The organism is Pseudomonas sp. PS01297, assembly GCF_029959305.1.
In the GTDB taxonomy this organism is placed as follows: domain Bacteria; phylum Pseudomonadota; class Gammaproteobacteria; order Pseudomonadales; family Pseudomonadaceae; genus Aquipseudomonas; species Aquipseudomonas helleri.
This window is the reverse complement of record NZ_JASCPQ010000007.1, coordinates 44,140-59,933: the sequence shown is the minus strand read 5'-3', so window position 1 is coordinate 59,933 and position 15,794 is coordinate 44,140. Positions and strand designations below refer to the sequence as shown.

The following is a 15,794-nucleotide window of genomic DNA, read 5'->3' as shown; positions in this document are numbered from 1 at the left end:
CCATAACTTCCACCCGGCAACACCTGAACAAGGCTGCTCTACATGGTGACTTTTAAGCAATTGGAGGCTCTTTACTGGATTGCCCAGCTAGGCAGTTTCGAAGCAGCGGCAACCAAGTTAAATATGTCCCAATCAGCGATATCCAAAAGAATCGTTGAACTCGAAGAGACCTTCAGCGTGGCGATGTTTGATCGCACGCGGCGCACGGCCCGACTGACCACAAAAGGCTCTTTATTGCTGGAACATGCCACCGACTTGCTCTACCGGCGCGACCACATGCTGGGTGAGGTCAGCGACAAGACGATCCTGGTGGGCCGGTATCGTATCGGGGTGACAGAACTGACCGCCATGACCTGGCTCCCGTCATTGGTCGAGGCCGTGAGCGAGGTCTACCCTCGCCTGCAATTGGAACCGGTGGTCGAGGTCGGCGCAGAACTCTTTCGCAAGTTTGAACAGGACCAGTTAGACCTTGTTGTTGTGCCGGATATATTCTCGGACGCCAGATCCATCACGGTAGCCTTGCAAACAGTAGGGTTTGCCTGGATGTGCTCGCCCAGATTGCTGGACACCGAACAAACATGGAGCGTGCTTGAACTTTCACAGCAAAAATTATTGGCCCAAGGGACTTCTTCAGGCACCGGCTTGTTCTATCAAAAATGGTTTGCGGATCAGAGCGTCTATTTCGCCAATACCGTGACCGCGAGCAACTTGCTCGCGCAAGTCGGTTTGACCATGTGCGGGCTGGGTATTTCCTATTTACCAAAACGTTGTTTGCAGCATCTTCTGGAAAGAGGCGACCTGAGCGAAATACGCTGCGAGCCGCCATTACCGAACATTAACTATGTGGCCCTTTACAGACCTGGCCGCTGGATAGGCGTCAGCCAGGATATTGGAGTGATCGCGCAAAAACTGTGCGATTTTTCAAGGCTCTTGATCGCCGGGTAAAGCCTCACGCCACGATCGAATCAGCCGCAAAAATAGCCGTCAACTCGGCCAGAAAGGCGCTCACCACATCATGCTGACGCGTTGAGTGTCGGACGGCGGCATGAAAACCGACCTCGTAACGTAACTGCTCAGCGTTAAGCGGATGCAACTGCCCCAGCACTTCATGTTTGGCGGCGTAATGCTGAGGCAGGAAGCCCAAATGCTGACCCGACAAAATCAACAAGGCGGCCCCGTCCATGCTGTCGGTGAGCGCGGTCAAGCGCTCAATGGAGGTAGGGACTGGCATTTCCGGTAACGGGTGGCTGGGCCAGACCCAGTCATGCTCGCGAACATCCTCGCTGCTGAGCGCTCCAACTTGATCAAAAAGCACATGAGACGGCCCGCAATAAGCAATTTGTGTCTCTTGAAACAGCGAAAAATAGTCGATATTGGTCAACCGTCGCCAAAAGTAGCCGATCGCCAGATCCAGATGCCCATTGATCAACTTCTCTTCCAGAAGCGAGGAAGACAGCTCAGTAAAGTGAAAGTAGAGCCCTTCATGCTCGGATCGCAGACGGGCGATGGCCAGCGCGATTTTTTTGTTGGCTACGGGATCGATCTGGCCCATCAAACCGATATTGACGTTACCGGTAATTTTGCGATTGATGTGCTGAACCTCAATGCGAAAGCCTTCTGTGGCAGCCATCAAGCGACGCGCAGCATCGAGAAACTGCTGGCCTTTGGGCGTGACAGAAAACCCCGCGCGCCCGCGCTCACACAGGCGAAACCCCAGCCTGGCTTCCAAGGTGGCCAATTGCGCACTGATCGTGGGCTGCGTCGTATTGAGCGCCGTTTGCGCTGCGGATATGCCGCCGGCTTCAACAACGGCCAGAAATACCCGAATCAAGCGTATATCCAGCTCCGACACCGTTCCTAACATGCGCGCTCCTGGCAAACGGCTTACATAGAAAAACACCTATGTGAACAGTTGGCCTCTGATATTTAACAGCTTGAAATTGACCCCTACATTGCCAAGGACCGGCACTCAATCGCCTTGATGGCGAGCGATGATAGGTCGGTTTTTGGTGCACGTGCCACAACGTTTTTTGGCGATCTCATCGCAGTGTTCTGGAGTTCTACCTGATTGAGAGACAGGGTGATGGAGCCGCCCGCCTGCACTGACAGCTTCACTTTATAAAAACAATGATCACTGTCGATTCCAGCAAAAGGAGAATCGTATGTCAGCCCCCAAGAGCCCCACGTGCACCTTAAAAACAAGCGACGGGATGGCCATCGAAGGCCATTCGATCGATTACATTCCGCAAAACGAGCGGCACGCCAAGCTCAGCAGCCAAGGCCCTTTCTGGTTTTTGGGCAATTTCCACTTTTTCACCATTTCTATTGGCTTTGTAGGCCCAAGCCTGGGGCTTTCGGCCCTGTGGACAGCGCTGGCGGGCACGCTCGGGATCATGCTGGGCACCATTTTTATGGCCTTCCATGGCTCCCAGGGGCCTGAGATGGGCCTGCCGCAAATGATCCAGTCGCGGGCGCAGTTTGGCTACCGCGGGGTGATCCTCGCCCTGGTGGCGACGATGTTCGTGTTTGTCGGCTTCAACGTGGTGAATATTTCACTGATCATCGACGGCCTCAAACATGTCTTTGGTTTTGACCCGACCCTTGTGGCCACCGCTGTCGTGCTCATCGGCGCATTGCTCTCTGTCTATGGCCACGACCTGATGCACAAAGCGTTCAAGTGGGCGCTGCTGGCCACGTTGCCTCTCTATACACTCGTCACCATCGCCTTGATGCTGGGCACAGGCCAAAGCGAGGCCGTGGCGCCAGCCAGCAACCTTGGCTTTAACTGGGTCGCATTTGCCACCCTGTTTGCTATCGGTGCCAGCTACAACATTTCTTACGCGCCGTATGTCTCGGACTATTCCCGTTATCTTCCGAAAAACACCAGCAGGCCCAAACTGATCGCAGCGGTGTTTCTCGGTGCATCCTTATCCGGCGGGTGGATGATCGGCCTCGGTGCCTGGCTTTCACAGCAGTTGCAGGCCACCGATGCCTTGGTCGCACTGAATCAGGTGGGCTCTTCGGTCTTCCCGGGGTTAGGCAATGTATTGGTGCTGATCTCGGTCGTCGGTTTTCTGCCAATCATTGCGCTCAATACCTACAGCGCCATGTTGACGTTGCTGACGGGGGTCGACTCCATCAAAAAAATCACGCCGACGCCGCAAGCCCGCGTGGTATCGATCTTTGCCATCAGCGTCATTGTGTTGACCTGTGTGCTGTCGATAAAAGGTGACAGTGTCGCGCTGTTGAACACCTTTCTGGTCGTGTTGCTGTACTTCCTGGTGCCCTGGACTGCCGTCAATCTGGTGGATTACTTCTTCGTGCGCAAAGGCCGTTACGCGATCCCGCACTTCTTCACACCCCACGGCATTTATGGCGCCTGGCAATTTCGCGGGATCGTTGCCTACCTGCTGGGTTTCGCAGCCATGGTGCCGTTTTTCTACATCGTCGATGCCACCGCCAACCAAGAGATTTTTGTCGGCCCGCTGGCACGCCTGTTGAACGGCGTGGACATTGCCTGGATGGTCGGGCTGCTGGTGTCCGGGCTCGTCTATTACGTGCTCAGCCGCTCGATTGACCTTGCGTACGAACGCCGGGTGATCGACGCCATTAGCGAAAGCGACATCGTCTCAATGAGCCAAACGTCGACACCGTCTGAGCCTTAAAGAACAGGAAACCGGGTAAATGAACAGAGCCAACAATGTCACCGTTGCGTGCTGCCAAGTGGCACCAAAGATCGGTGACCTTGCCTACAACCGAACGCTCACCGAGCGGGTCATCCGCCAGGCAGCCTCGGCCGGCGCCCAGATTGTGGTGCTCCCCGAATTGGTCCAGAGCGGCTACCTCTTCCATGACCGCAGTGAAGCGCTGTCACTTTCCGAGCCCACCGATGGGCCAGCCATCAACTTATGGAAAGCACTGGCAAAGGAGCTGAACATCCTTATCGTCGCAGGGTTTTGCGAGCGGCTGGGGGCTGATCAGTTGGCCAATAGCGCCGCAATGATTGACGCTCAAGGCCTGCGTGCGGTGTACCGCAAGGCTCACTTGTGGGACGAGGAAAACGCGATTTTCAGCGCCGGCAATGCGCCGCCTCCGGTGGTAGAAACCGCTTTTGGGCGCATCAGCATGATGATCTGTTACGACCTGGAATTCCCGGAGTGGGTACGCCTGCCCGCATTGGCCGGGGCGCAACTGCTCTGCGCGCCGGTCAATTGGCCCGACGGCCCTCGACCGGAAAGAGAACGCCCGGCAGAAGTCATCCGCATCCAGGCCAATGCCTCCGTCAACCGCCTGTTCATCGCCGCGTGCGATCGCCATGGCCACGAGCGAGGGGTTGGCTGGGTGCAAGGCTCGGTGATCGTCGACGCCGACGGCTACCCTCTGGCAGGGCCGACGGAACTGGCAGGCGAGCAACTGTTGCTGGCGACGATGAACCTCTCTGAAGCGCACAACAAACACATCAGCAAACTTAACGACTTGCATGGCGACCGTCGGCCACAGCTTTATGCGAGCGTGGGGTGATACAGGCTATTCAACTGCTTGCTTAAATTACGATTGGACCTGACACAACCCGTGTCAGGTCTGGGGCCTACTCTACGATTAACTGCCCCAAATGCTTTGAACGGCCGCAGCCCCCTCATTCAGAATGCTGAATATCCTCTTAAGTATTTTTAACGACCTGTTATTTATCACAGTAGACGCCACTCAATCCGAGCGCCTAACCTAATACCTCTTCAATAAGTAACGCATTAACCACACTTGAAGAGCGCTTTATATCGGCGCGAGGAAACAAGGTACTGAACCCTCATGTATCGCTGACGATAGTTCGGCTGGTTCGCTAGCGGGCGAGCATTAACTTGACGCCACATGTTTATGACATTGGTTTACCAGAGGGTGCTGAGTTTAAGTATGTTTAGTGCACTGTTTTTCTCCTCACTCCGACTGCCTTCACAGACGTAAAACAACTAAAAATCGTATCCCATAAGACTCGGAGCAATAAACATGACTAAAAGCCTGACAACAATGTCCGCCGGTATTATTACTATGATGGCATTGATGGGTAACGCTTATGCGGCCACCACTGCATGCCCGGCAGTCAGTGATATTAAACAGACTGCTGACGGTAACGGTTTTAGCTATACAGCAGCTGCTTCCAATGGGCAGCAGTGGGTAGGTGGAAACCCGATGGCTGATGAATCTGATCTAAAAAACGTCACATTTAAAATGGCGGCAATCCGCACTAATGCCAGTAAAACATTTGTAGCCTGCGACTATGAAGGTAAAAAAGACGAGGCCGTGAGGATGTCCCTTACAACTAAACCTGCTGCCAAGCCTGTTGGTACAGCATGGAAAGGCAATGAATGTAAAGAGAACAACCAGGAACTCTGCACTTTCGAGTAATTGGTGTTCTGTCCAGGCTAGATAACCGACCTGGCCTTGGTCAGCCGCTTTACATCAACAGCTTGCTTTTCATTGGGCTTAATACATCCCCATGAAAAGCAAGACTGAAAGCACGGCGCAATTCTTATAGCTATAGCACGTCCCCTATCAATGTTTATCTTGCGGGCTACGCAGTAGCCGCACGCAAACTCGGCCGATCCCATCTAACACTCCACATCAGCATTTCTCTATACCCGTAACTCAACAACGAATGTCTCGTCCTGTATCGGGCGCTTGTCAGTACGGGTGAATTTTCCGGAACCTTTACCATGCAGAAAAAAATAAAAACCAGGCTGACTCTCGTGCACGAGCGTATTAACGAAGCCGCAAAAAAAATTGAAGAAACCGCGACTCAACAGACTGTTGAAGGCCGTGATGATAAAGCTCAAGCGCTTGAGTCTTCCCTCAGAAGCCTAAAAAAATCGTTGTCCCGAATTAGATTGTGCGAAGACGGCAGTGTGGTGACACTGCATTAGTACAATTGCGAGACAAACCGTTAACGGCCGTTTTAGATAAGACCAAACTTAACAGCAAGGACGAGGGACTCTTTACTGTTCGAAACACCTAGCTTTGTGTAGATATTGTTCAGATGAAAATTTACGGTCCTGGACGAAATAGATAACACCATTCCGATTTCCGAAGCTGTTTTCCCTTGCCCGTAATAATTCAATATCTCACGTTCTCTTGCAGTGATTTTGAGCAACCTATTATAACGATCTGAATCAGAGAGGTAAGCATCCATAAAGTACGTATGAAGCTTTGAACACAGCAACATCACGCTGCCGCCTTTTTCAACAATATCTTGATCCGAGATAGTGTTATGAGCCCTGATAACCGTTATCAGACTTGAGACACACGTATGATCATGCAGTGCTTGAGACCATGCATAGCTGCCTGTTTCTTTTTGAATCAGATCCTTAAGTTTTGGACAAGATTCAGCGCCCCAAATAATGGGCAATAAACTGGTACGGCAATGACGAATAATAGGGTTGTCTTCTACTTGATTCTTATCTTCATACGGCTTCATTATTTCTGGCGGGATATTAGTCAGCACTGCACCGCCAGTACTACTCAGATAGGTAGGTATGATCATGCGAAAGATAAAATAATCAAAGCCCATATTCAAAACAGCACGCTCGGCATAGCTGTATAAATACGCAGTCTCCTGTGAATATTCCTCACTTCTAAAATAGTTATTCAACTCACCCATCAACAGAACTCCTTATCTCATCAGGTAGCACCACACATTACGAATTCATTTTTAATGAAAATGAAATATTCAGCAAGGAGTTTTTATAATAAGAATATCGCGTTTAATACGTTTACCCCTCTGCTCAACACAACCAAGCACATTAACTCTTTTAATTTTTAAAACGATCCGTAATTATTCCCCGGTCGCCTATTAAATAGCCTCCATTTGAATATACAAGACGGTGAAAAATACAGTCTTACATCTCTTTTTGGATGGCCTTAATCAAAAGGCGCTATAGCAATGACCGAAACAACGCAGCCACTGTGTTTAATCTATATATCCAGAGTTTAGAATTGGCCAACCACAGTAAACATTGAAATACTCAGGCCATGGATAAATCCGCTCATAGGTGATGTGGACACAGACTGCCCAATACCAGCAGGCGTCATGCCTCTTAACTGTCTGACGGTGTCACCACGCTTTCGAACCTGGGCGTCATGGACGATGACCCTGCCCTGCAGCTCACGCAGCCTGGTGCTGGAGAAAGTATCTGTGCCATGACAACGGTCTGACCGATGTCATAACAAAATGGCTATGCAGGAACATCATCGTGATTAACTCAACTCACAGAGTCTCCAAACGCTGAAAACAAGAAAGCCCGGAAACCGGGCTTTCTTAAACCAAAAGCTACTTACTCAGCAGTTTTCAGCTTAATCACATCGCCAGAAACGGTGGTGGTGTAGCCGTTCAGAACCCAGGCCCAAAACCATTTTTCCTGGACTTGTGTATTAATCAGCGCATCGCCGCCCTTGGCCTGGATTGCAGATGTCTGCGCACGGACAAAACGACTGTTCTGACCAATAGGAATCAGACCGAAAAGCATCACACCCGTAGCGCTCGCTTCACTGTGGCCTACGACGGTGTACTGGTTGCTATCGTACTGATGAGTCTTCATAGCCGTACCGGTACAACCTGCAAGAGCCAAAACACATACAGCAGAAGCGAGGGTTTTACTAACGATCTTCACGGTGTTACTCCATTCAATAGAACCCGAATCCAATTATCGGGCGGCGGCACTCTACCCTAAGGGCTGAAGCTTTTGACAGCTTTGCTACTCATTTTTATCGCTGATAGCTATATAGACTTTCGGCACATCATCCACGCAAAACCCAGCGACCAAGCCTGAGGGCGTTAAACCATGGCTGACATCGCCGAGAAAGCCCAACAGCAGCAGGAAGGTCAGAGAACCTTCTGGACGTTCTCGTCCTCGTTGGCAAGAAAGCGCGTCGCCGAAGTTTGATTACGCGTGGCAAATGTCGCGACCGGCTCTTGGCGTAGGTGGATAGCCTCAGCCCAAGGCCTGCAACCAGATAAGTAAATCCATTTCCAAGCTGCCTGGTTTCGGCGCAACTGGAGACAACAGGCAATAGCGTGAGCCGTCTTCAACGAATCCTAAAGGCGCCGTCAACACGCCGCTCTGGATATCGTCGCGCACTAAATGCCACGGACCAATAGCAACCCCGAGACCTGCGACAGCCGCCTGAATGCTGAAATAAAAGTGCTCAAATGCTTGCATCTCCACATCAGGAGCAGGTAATCCTTTTGCAGTCGCCCACTCCTGCCAAGCCGTAGGTCGGCTTATCGTCTGAAGCAGCGGAGCAGATGAACGCAAAACACGCCTGCTTTTGCCGAACCACACATCCACCTTTTCTGGCCGGCACACAGGGCCAACCTTCTCTTGGAATAGCGTCTCAGAATGGTAATCGGGAGGGCAGGGAAAATCGTCCCGCCGGATAGCCAAGTCTATGCCCTGGTCGAATGAAAACGTGCCGCCGCCAGCCACCAAGTGAATGTCTAACCCTGGATGAAGTGCTTGGAAGTCGCTCCAGCGTGGTATCAACCAGCGCATTAACAACGTTGGCTCACAGGACAGGACAAGCTGACGAGCACGGCGGGAGTCGCTGCGTATCTCGCGAACTGCGTTGCTCATCAACCCAAACCCTTCGCTAACCGCTTTAGCGAGACGTTTTCCGGTATTTGTTAAGAAAACCCTGCGATTTCGCCGCTCGAACAGGTCGATGCCCAAATCATCTTCAAGCAAGCGCACTGCTCGGCTGATAGCACCTGGCGTCAGATGCAGTTCGTCAGCCGCGCGGGCAAAGCTTTCGAGCCGTCCAGCTGATTCGAAGCAACGCAATGCGAGCAAAGATGGCATGCGGCCGTCAGAAATTAGTGATTTAAAATCACCATTTCTTTTAGAAATCATCGTTATTACCAGGACTCGTAATCTGAAAACATGGCTGCCTATGAAAAGTTATTTCAAGGTAAACCATGAACGAATGGATAGCAGTAATCACCATTACAACACTTGCATGCATCAGTCCAGGGCCTGATTTCGCCTTGGTTTCTCGCAACGGATTGCTACTGTCTCGACGCGCTGGCGTCCTTACAGCCGTGGGAATTGGTATGGGCGTGCTTGTCCACGTGTGCTACACACTGCTTGGACTAGGGTTGGTGCTTCAACAAACGCTTTGGTTGTTCAGTGCTCTTAAGCTCGCAGGGGCGGCATATCTCGTCTACCTGGGCGTCAAAATGCTTCGTTCCAAACCGGCTATTGAGCGTTTAGACGCACCGCCACCCGTCATGTCAGACCTTGCAGCCCTGCGTACGGGGTTTCTCACAAACGCGTTGAATCCTAAAACAGCGATTTTCATCGTAAGTCTGTTCATGGGGGTAGTGCGACCGGACACAGCTATAACAGTACAAATGGCCTATGGGTTGTTCATCGCGGGGGCGCACATCCTATGGTTCAGCCTAATAGCACTGTGCTTCTCAGCCGGGAGGGTGCGCGAGAAATTGGTGGCTGCACGACATTGGATTGACCGGATATTTGGCGGCCTGCTCGTGAGTTTTGGAGTACTACTGACAATCGCTCAGCGTTAAAGCTAAGTTGAATTGGCCTTTGCTCGGGAACAGCGGTATGTCATCAAAGAATGTGCTCACTCGCCTACAGAGGTAGCGGGTGAGTGGATTCGGCCAGTTGCTAACGCCACTCAAGCCTGCAAAGACTTACTCTTATCGCTGCCTTGCAATAAATTTATTGAAGACATACCCACCATGCTTTTTTCAACTTTCATCTATGCCTACCTGTATTCAATATTTATGGCGCTGTAGGCGACTATAGCGGCTGCCCCGTCAGGATCAGAAGTTTGATTATAGTTCCCGGCCTTAAAATACAAACCCACACCTTCCCACCCAGTCTTCTGAAACGAGAACTCCTTGATAGAATTTTTGCCATTTACGGAAACCTTGATGGACAGTCTCATTTCGCCATCCCCACCCTTAGCTTCAATCTTATAATCAATTTTTTCATTGAGCTTTACACCCGCCAACAATATTGACTGGCTCTCGCTATCGCCAAAACGACTCTTTATCCCTGCAACAATAGCGCCGTCTTTCCAGCGAAGCTTTAACAGCTCAGACCCTCCCGATTTATCCCCATGAATCTGAGCAAAGATAATAGATTTCGTCTTTGGGTTTTGCACTATATAAACAGAACCCGATTGTTCAACATCAATCTCTTGCCCCACACTGAATGTTCTCTTTGCTCGTAACTCGACTCGCGGGTAGCTACTATTGGGTGTAGACCTGAAGCCGGAAGGAGCAAAAAACACCATTGAGCCTTCAGGCACACTTCGATAGCAATTATTTGGACTGTAACAGTTTGAGTAAAAATAAGAACTCTGGTAGTCCTTAGTCAAAGCCACCTCTTCCGGGAGATTCATGCCATTAAAATCCTGGAGAAGATACGAAGAAGTTAAACCTGGAAAATTGAAACCCGGTGCCTTACCGGCGTCTAGCGCGAAAGCATTAGAACACCCCACCACCACACTTATGACCAAAATATATTTCGTTGTAAATTTTACTCCGCTCAGTTTGCAAGCCATCACCCTCACCGCCTTAGCTTATGCTTTCAAAAAACAAAAATAATCGATCCGCACATGGGAAATCAATCTGATCAAAGCGCTTTCTTGGCATATAAATAAAACTTAATTTATAAAACCACTCGGATAAAAACAGCCATCGATGACACAACAGTTTTTCACAAGACCGCACCCTTCAGCACCTACGCAAATAACGGTTTTTTCCTTCGGTATCTACGTGCTCCCTCCTACATCCATGTTCGCCTCAGCCACCCTACAGTTCACGCTTTTCAAGAAGCGAAAGTACTCAGATGGCGAATGAAGACGTACCCAATAAAATCTGGCGCCATGTGCGGACAGAGGCTGTGTTATGAAACGGTTCAAAACAGCTTTTATGCTGCTGTGCATTTTGATGCTCTCAGCCTGTAAAAACGACCCACTGTCTGGTGCAAACGACCCCAAGGACGACTCTTGGAATCTTGATTACATTGGCCCTTCCTATATGTCTGGCTGGGTTGAGCAGATCACTGTCGAGGATATGAAAGGTCGATGGTTCAGAGGGCCTGGAGGGGCGCTTGGGTCTGGCGACCCAGGGCTGGGCAAAGAATACGCCCGGGGTTGGGGCACTATAGGAGGTAACTTTTACCCTATTACGGGTGCTGATTTGCCCAAACGTATCTTCGTGCGTTGGCAATCCGTCGTTGAGCAGAAAACCTATAAAGGCTGGATCGAAATTACTGAAAACGCCCGAAGCATCATGCGCGGCTCCACTGCGCGTCGTTGCCCTGACTGGCCAAATGATGCAGCGAACTACTCGGCATTGGCAATAATTGGCGTGGCACCAGGAGGCGTTATCAAGGCTTGGGTGAAGGACAACTGCTTGGGCAGGGTCTTGGTCTCCAGCGCCCAAGCAGAGATTGAGCCGTTGGGCCCGTTCCAAGGTAAATCAGATGGAAAATACAGTCCGCAAGAAGAACCTTCGAAACGTTATGTCGAACGCTATGGCATCCCCTATGGCAGTTGGTAATGCCTCTTTAGGCGCTGAAGCGCTGAGCAGACATGGATTGGTGGGCGCGCGCTGCGATGCTTCGGTTTGAGGCCGGTTTAACTTGAGTGAGAAACAGGCTCGCGGTTGCACTTTAAGGACCCCAGCGTTACCCTTCCGACGTCGCTGCACATCAGCGAACGGGTTTGACGGCCCGATTAACAATAGGCGCACAGGCGCCCCCATTACGATTGCAGGCGCTTTTTTTGCGTCCGCATCTTCGTTATGGCGGCTGTGCGTGGGAGATCTTCGGGTCTGCCGGGTTTCCTATTGTCCCGGTCCGTCAACCTGCGCACAGCTGCCACCCTAAATCGTTTGACGGCGGTTCGTGGCAGTTCCTCAACAATAGGAGTAATGCCAGATGCACGCTCTCAATCCGTTCAAAAAATGCCCGACGCGAACTGTCGCCCTGCCCAACGTTCAACTCCTCGATGCAAAACGAGGTGCCCTATGAACGTCTCACCGTTGATCAAAACCGTTGGCGGCGCCACCTTTGGCACCTGCAACGCAGAGAACCAGCGCCTGTTCTGCGTCATTGCCGGTGTCTCAGGTGAAGAAGCTCTGCAACATGCCTCTTTGCTGTTGAACTGCGTCAACACGCTCTCTTACCTGGGCGCCATGGATGATGGCCATGAAACCATGCGCTGGGCGTCGCACTACCTCAGCGAAATGGCGAAAGCGATCATTGACGACGTGACCTTGGGGCTGCAAGACGTACCGTAACGGTATGGGTTTAGCGTCAGCCCATGGGCAGCCCCATCGCTACCGGGTGGGGTTATGTCCTGCTGCTAATGACACGACAGTCGCCACAACTGATCCAGCCGGGTCGTATAGCTTTGACTCATCATCTCCCTGCGCATGCCCCAATCCGGTTTGCTGGGCACACAGGCAGCCCGTAGCGTGCCCCAGCCCCAGCGCGCGTTAATTTGATCCAGAACGGCCATCACCCTGGTCGCCTCTGCGGGCTGATTGACCGCAAACAGATCACCCTAGAACTCGTCCGGTTGCCGTAGATCCATGAGCAACGCCTCAGCCTTGCTGTATTTGAACCCGGGCTGAAAAACATGGGTGAGCGCTTCGACCGCCGCCTTGGTCAAGAGGGGCCGATCACCACCCCGACAGGAATACCCGTGCACTTCAGGATCCTGGCGCGCAACGCCCGCCCCATCGCAGTGGCGTCCGGAAGGCCCGTAAAGTCGGCGAACGACTCATCAATGCTGTAGACCTCTGCCGCTGGCACCATCGACTCAATCAGACTCATGACCCGCTCGCTCATGTCGCCATACAGCGCATAGTTCGAAGAGAACGCAATAATGCCGTGCTGCTCCAACCGCTGCTTGATCTGAAAATACGGCTCGCCCATTTTCACAAACGGCTTGGCGTCATAACTGCGGGCGATCACACAGCCATCGTTATTGCTGAGCACCACGATGGGGACTTTGGCCAAATCCGGCCTGAACACCCGCTCGCAACTGGCATAGAAACTGTTGCAGTCGATCAGCGCGAAAACCGGAGCGATCGATCACCGCCAAATCCCCTGAAAAAATCCCGATCCCCTGCATGCTGTCGCCATCGATAGACGCCAGATGAACATGCGGCGCACGCACATTGAGCACTTCATCCAAAGAAATCGCCTGCTCGATATGATCCGCCGCCGGTGACTGAAACCCGGCCGGAATCTTGAACAAACACAGCGGTATAGGAATTCCGCCCTCCACGAGAGGACCTAAAAGAGTGAAGCTCATGACGCGCGCAGGACAGATCTGAGCAATACGTCTGCATGAGATTTAGACGAGAGGAACATCCCGTTTAATGCGTCTACGCTCCCTGCAGTCGCTACAGCCAACGAGGCCCTCGCCATGTGCGGACGATTTGTGCAGTACCGAGGCATCGCTGATTACCTGGACGTATTGGCCAGCGACAGAAAGATCGTCAGCAGCTACGACAACCACCCCATTGGCAGCTACAACATCGCCCCCAGCACCCGCGTCAACATTATTCATGGCGTGGAAGACGGGTTACGGATAGATCCCGTGCACTGGGGCTGGGCGCCCTTCTGGGCAAAAGGCAAACGGCCGGATCCCATCAACGCCCGCGTATAAACCGTCACCACCGGCAAATTCTTCAAACAACTGTGGCCCAATGGCCGTGCTTTGGTCATGGCAGATGGATGGTACGAGTGGGTCAAAGATCCGGACGACCCGAAAAAGAAACAGCCCTACTTCATACGCTTGAAAAGCAAGGCGCCGATGTTCTTTGCTGCGCTTGCACAAGTGCATCCGGGGTTAGAGCCTCATGATGGGGATGGCTTTGTGATCATCACCGCAGCCAGTGACCAAGGGATGATGAATATTCATGATCGACGCCCGCTGGTGTTTGCGCCGGAGTATGCGCGGGAATGGGTTGAGGGTGATTTGGATGCTGAGAGAGCTGAGGAATTGGCTTTGGGCGGGTGCCAGGCTACTGAGGAGTTTGAGTGGTTTCGGGTTGGGAAAGAGGTGGGGAATGTTAGGAATCTTCCGCTTTACCGTCAGGAATCGATTTTCGGGCGAGCTGGCTTGGCGATTCCACGTTCGACGTTGGCCCAGTGGGTTGGTATGACGGGCGTGCAGTTGCAGCCCCTGGTCGATGCCCTGCGTGACGTGGTGACAGGACAACAGGTCGTGCACGCGGACGAAACGCCCGTACAAATGCTCGCTCCGGGCACAAAGAAAACCCACCATTCCTATGTATGGGCCTACGCCACCAGTCAGTTCTCGGACGTGGCAGCAGTTGTTTATGACTTCAGCCCCAGCCGCGCCGGAGAGCATGCTCGTAACTTCCTGCACGGCTGGAAAGGCAAACTGGTCTGCGACGATTTTGGCGGTTACAAGGCGAGTTTCGAACTCGGCGTGATCGAAATCGGCTGCATGGCCCATGCCCGGCGCAAGTTCTTCGAATTGCACGCAACTAATAAGAGCCAAATCGCCGAGCAGGCGCTGCGCTACATCCAGTTGTTGTACGAAATCGAAAGCGAAGTGCACGACCTGGAGCCGGATTTACGGTGCCGAATACGGCAAGAAAAAGCCGTGCCGGTGATGGAGAGGCTGCATGCCTGGATGATCGCCCAGCGCGACCTTGTGCCCGAAGGTTCGGCTATCAGCAGGGCACTCGATTACAGCTTGAAACGCTGGGCAGCGCTGTCGCGTTACCTCGATGACGGTGCCGTCCCCATTGACAACAACTGGGCCGAGAACCAGATCCGACCATGGGCGCTTGGACGCAAGAACTGGCTCTTCGCCGGGTCGCTACGTAGCGGAAAACGGGCTGCGGCGATCATGAGCTTGATCCAGTCTGCGCGGCTGAATGGGCATGATCCGTACGCCTATCTGAAGGATGTTCTCACGCGCGTGCCGACGCAGCGGGCGAGTGAAATCAATGAATTGCTGCCGCATAAGTGGGTGAAAAGCCGGGACTACCCCTCAAGCCGTTTTTCCATAACGATGGTGCGCTCAGCGCCATGAAACTCGTCGCGAATTTTCTGATAACCCAACGTAGCGTAAAACTTCTCCGCCGTAATCGACGACGGCACCCGCAAAGCTCCAACACCAGCGCTGGCAGCAGTAGCATGAATGACATCCATCAACTGCCGACCGATACCGCCACCTTGGTATGCAGGATCCACGAAAACGCTTCTAACAACATCACCGTCGAGGCTTGCAGTGCCGATAATAATTTCGCCTAGCAAGGCTACGAGAACCTTGCGCTTATCGAGCAGGGCGCTGACGGCTTCAGGAGCAAAGCTCCCCTCCACCTGAGCGATAACGTCAGGTGAGTAATCCTGTGAATTTGACTCACGCAGAGCGGCGATCACTACACGGCTAATTGCTGCTGTATCTCCGCCTGTTGCGGGGCGAACCTGACATTCCATGTTGGGAACCTCAATCTTTAACGATCACAGCGTAGCCCATCTCAATGGGCCTTCGCCGGACGCTTACTGAACAAATTCAGGACCTTGTGAAAAAACTACGTCAGAGCGGATATGTGCACACGCATACACAGCCTGCCTCTAGACCCAACCACAAACATAGCGACGAGTAGCGCACGAACTTTTTTCCGTGAACACCACGGCACGCGGGCCTGTAAGCTGTTCAGGAGGCCCGCTGCCTACTCTCTCAGGATCGATCACGATCACCATTCAATCCTGACAGAGAGC

At 52.3% G+C, this 15,794-nt stretch carries 15 protein-coding genes and 4 pseudogenes; 11 read left to right on the top strand and 8 right to left on the bottom strand.

Annotation, left to right across the window (positions count from 1 at the left end; all coding sequences use genetic code 11):
- Positions 1–42 precede the first annotated feature (42 nt).
- Positions 43–945 carry a LysR family transcriptional regulator gene (locus tag QMX84_RS04535; protein ID WP_282363292.1) on the top strand — a complete coding sequence of 301 codons (903 nt, stop codon included), beginning with the start codon at positions 43–45 and terminating at the stop codon, positions 943–945.
- 4 nt (positions 946–949) lie between these two features.
- Here QMX84_RS04535 and QMX84_RS04530 read toward each other — a convergent pair whose 3' ends face one another.
- Positions 950–1,864 (bottom strand): LysR family transcriptional regulator, encoded by a 915-nt coding sequence (locus tag QMX84_RS04530; protein ID WP_282363291.1) that lies wholly within the window; start codon positions 1,862–1,864, stop codon positions 950–952.
- 298 nt (positions 1,865–2,162) lie between these two features.
- On the opposite strand from QMX84_RS04530, the gene QMX84_RS04525 reads away from it, so the two are divergent.
- From QMX84_RS04525 to QMX84_RS04510, 4 genes are all read left to right on the top strand, one after another.
- On the top strand, positions 2,163–3,665 hold the full coding sequence (locus tag QMX84_RS04525) for a cytosine permease (RefSeq protein ID WP_273220567.1): 1,503 nt from the start codon (positions 2,163–2,165) through the stop codon (positions 3,663–3,665).
- A gap of 19 nt (positions 3,666–3,684) precedes the next feature.
- On the top strand, positions 3,685–4,521 hold the full coding sequence (locus QMX84_RS04520; protein ID WP_282363290.1) for a nitrilase family protein: 837 nt from the start codon (positions 3,685–3,687) through the stop codon (positions 4,519–4,521).
- Positions 4,522–5,001: 480 nt separating this feature from the next.
- Positions 5,002–5,400 carry a DUF3757 domain-containing protein gene (locus tag QMX84_RS04515; protein WP_282363289.1) on the top strand — a complete coding sequence of 133 codons (399 nt, stop codon included), beginning with the start codon at positions 5,002–5,004 and terminating at the stop codon, positions 5,398–5,400.
- Between the two features lie 308 nt (positions 5,401–5,708).
- Positions 5,709–5,915 (top strand): hypothetical protein, encoded by a 207-nt coding sequence (locus QMX84_RS04510; protein ID WP_262126528.1) that lies wholly within the window; start codon positions 5,709–5,711, stop codon positions 5,913–5,915.
- A gap of 32 nt (positions 5,916–5,947) precedes the next feature.
- Here the strand turns inward: QMX84_RS04510 and QMX84_RS04505 are convergent, their stop codons facing one another.
- The 3 genes from QMX84_RS04505 to QMX84_RS04495 form a co-directional block, all read right to left on the bottom strand.
- Positions 5,948–6,649: a LuxR family transcriptional regulator gene (locus tag QMX84_RS04505; protein WP_282363287.1), complete on the bottom strand. Its 702-nt coding sequence runs from the start codon at positions 6,647–6,649 to the stop codon at positions 5,948–5,950.
- Between the two features lie 673 nt (positions 6,650–7,322).
- The gene (locus QMX84_RS04500; protein WP_048370528.1) at positions 7,323–7,658 is read right to left on the bottom strand and encodes a hypothetical protein; all 336 of its coding nucleotides are present in this window, start codon (positions 7,656–7,658) and stop codon (positions 7,323–7,325) included.
- A gap of 321 nt (positions 7,659–7,979) precedes the next feature.
- The gene (locus QMX84_RS04495) at positions 7,980–8,897 is read right to left on the bottom strand and encodes a LysR family transcriptional regulator (protein ID WP_282363286.1); all 918 of its coding nucleotides are present in this window, start codon (positions 8,895–8,897) and stop codon (positions 7,980–7,982) included.
- A gap of 65 nt (positions 8,898–8,962) precedes the next feature.
- Between QMX84_RS04495 and QMX84_RS04490 the strand changes: the two genes are divergently transcribed.
- A complete protein-coding gene (locus QMX84_RS04490) occupies positions 8,963–9,574 on the top strand; it encodes a LysE family transporter (RefSeq protein ID WP_282363285.1) in 612 nt (203 codons plus the stop codon).
- A 200-nt stretch (positions 9,575–9,774) separates the two neighbouring features.
- Here QMX84_RS04490 and QMX84_RS04485 read toward each other — a convergent pair whose 3' ends face one another.
- Positions 9,775–10,416: a polysaccharide lyase family 7 protein gene (locus QMX84_RS04485; protein ID WP_282363284.1), complete on the bottom strand. Its 642-nt coding sequence runs from the start codon at positions 10,414–10,416 to the stop codon at positions 9,775–9,777.
- Here QMX84_RS04485 and QMX84_RS04480 point away from each other — a divergent pair.
- The 3 genes from QMX84_RS04480 (at position 10,415) to QMX84_RS04470 (ending at position 12,322) form a co-directional block, all read left to right on the top strand.
- The gene (locus tag QMX84_RS04480) at positions 10,415–10,621 is read left to right on the top strand and encodes a hypothetical protein (RefSeq protein WP_282363283.1); all 207 of its coding nucleotides are present in this window, start codon (positions 10,415–10,417) and stop codon (positions 10,619–10,621) included. The genes QMX84_RS04485 and QMX84_RS04480 overlap by 2 nt on opposite strands.
- Before the next feature lie 303 nt (positions 10,622–10,924).
- Positions 10,925–11,581 carry a DUF2931 family protein gene (locus QMX84_RS04475; protein WP_282363282.1) on the top strand — a complete coding sequence of 219 codons (657 nt, stop codon included), beginning with the start codon at positions 10,925–10,927 and terminating at the stop codon, positions 11,579–11,581.
- Between the two features lie 468 nt (positions 11,582–12,049).
- Positions 12,050–12,322, top strand: a complete 273-nt coding sequence (locus QMX84_RS04470; protein ID WP_282363281.1) for a DUF3077 domain-containing protein — start codon at positions 12,050–12,052, stop codon at positions 12,320–12,322.
- Positions 12,323–12,387: 65 nt separating this feature from the next.
- On the opposite strand, the pseudogene QMX84_RS04465 reads toward QMX84_RS04470, so the two are convergent.
- Together QMX84_RS04465 and QMX84_RS04460 are read right to left on the bottom strand one after the other, a co-directional pair.
- Positions 12,388–13,118 (bottom strand): annotated as a pseudogene (locus tag QMX84_RS04465) (DUF4113 domain-containing protein).
- A pseudogene (locus tag QMX84_RS04460) lies at positions 13,111–13,344 on the bottom strand (S24 family peptidase); the annotation flags it as partial. The pseudogenes QMX84_RS04465 and QMX84_RS04460, both read right to left, overlap by 8 nt.
- Positions 13,345–13,458: 114 nt before the next feature.
- Between QMX84_RS04460 and QMX84_RS04455 the strand changes: the two are divergent.
- Both QMX84_RS04455 and QMX84_RS04450 read left to right on the top strand, forming a co-directional pair.
- Positions 13,459–14,097 (top strand): annotated as a pseudogene (locus QMX84_RS04455) (SOS response-associated peptidase family protein); the annotation flags it as partial.
- A gap of 15 nt (positions 14,098–14,112) precedes the next feature.
- A pseudogene (locus QMX84_RS04450) lies at positions 14,113–15,102 on the top strand (IS66 family transposase); the annotation flags it as partial.
- Here the strand turns inward: QMX84_RS04450 and QMX84_RS04445 are convergent.
- On the bottom strand, positions 15,054–15,509 hold the full coding sequence (locus tag QMX84_RS04445; RefSeq protein WP_282363280.1) for a GNAT family N-acetyltransferase: 456 nt from the start codon (positions 15,507–15,509) through the stop codon (positions 15,054–15,056). The pseudogene QMX84_RS04450 and the gene QMX84_RS04445 overlap by 49 nt on opposite strands.
- Positions 15,510–15,794: the final 285 nt, after the last annotated feature.

Bases quoted from the DNA above. Each gene is read 5' to 3' on its own strand.
- QMX84_RS04535 (WP_282363292.1), top strand. From the start codon at position 43: ATGGTGACTTTTAAGCAATTGGAGGCTCTTTACTGGATTGCCCAGCTA.
- QMX84_RS04530 (WP_282363291.1), bottom strand. From the start codon at position 1,864: ATGTTAGGAACGGTGTCGGAGCTGGATATACGCTTGATTCGGGTATTT.
- QMX84_RS04525 (WP_273220567.1), top strand. From the start codon at position 2,163: ATGTCAGCCCCCAAGAGCCCCACGTGCACCTTAAAAACAAGCGACGGG.
- QMX84_RS04520 (WP_282363290.1), top strand. From the start codon at position 3,685: ATGAACAGAGCCAACAATGTCACCGTTGCGTGCTGCCAAGTGGCACCA.
- QMX84_RS04515 (WP_282363289.1), top strand. From the start codon at position 5,002: ATGACTAAAAGCCTGACAACAATGTCCGCCGGTATTATTACTATGATG.
- QMX84_RS04510 (WP_262126528.1), top strand. From the start codon at position 5,709: ATGCAGAAAAAAATAAAAACCAGGCTGACTCTCGTGCACGAGCGTATT.
- QMX84_RS04505 (WP_282363287.1), bottom strand. From the start codon at position 6,649: ATGGGTGAGTTGAATAACTATTTTAGAAGTGAGGAATATTCACAGGAG.
- QMX84_RS04495 (WP_282363286.1), bottom strand. From the start codon at position 8,897: ATGATTTCTAAAAGAAATGGTGATTTTAAATCACTAATTTCTGACGGC.
- QMX84_RS04490 (WP_282363285.1), top strand. From the start codon at position 8,963: ATGAACGAATGGATAGCAGTAATCACCATTACAACACTTGCATGCATC.
- QMX84_RS04480 (WP_282363283.1), top strand. From the start codon at position 10,415: ATGCCATTAAAATCCTGGAGAAGATACGAAGAAGTTAAACCTGGAAAA.
- QMX84_RS04485 (WP_282363284.1), bottom strand. From the start codon at position 10,416: ATGAATCTCCCGGAAGAGGTGGCTTTGACTAAGGACTACCAGAGTTCT.
- QMX84_RS04475 (WP_282363282.1), top strand. From the start codon at position 10,925: ATGAAACGGTTCAAAACAGCTTTTATGCTGCTGTGCATTTTGATGCTC.
- QMX84_RS04470 (WP_282363281.1), top strand. From the start codon at position 12,050: ATGAACGTCTCACCGTTGATCAAAACCGTTGGCGGCGCCACCTTTGGC.
- QMX84_RS04445 (WP_282363280.1), bottom strand. From the start codon at position 15,509: ATGGAATGTCAGGTTCGCCCCGCAACAGGCGGAGATACAGCAGCAATT.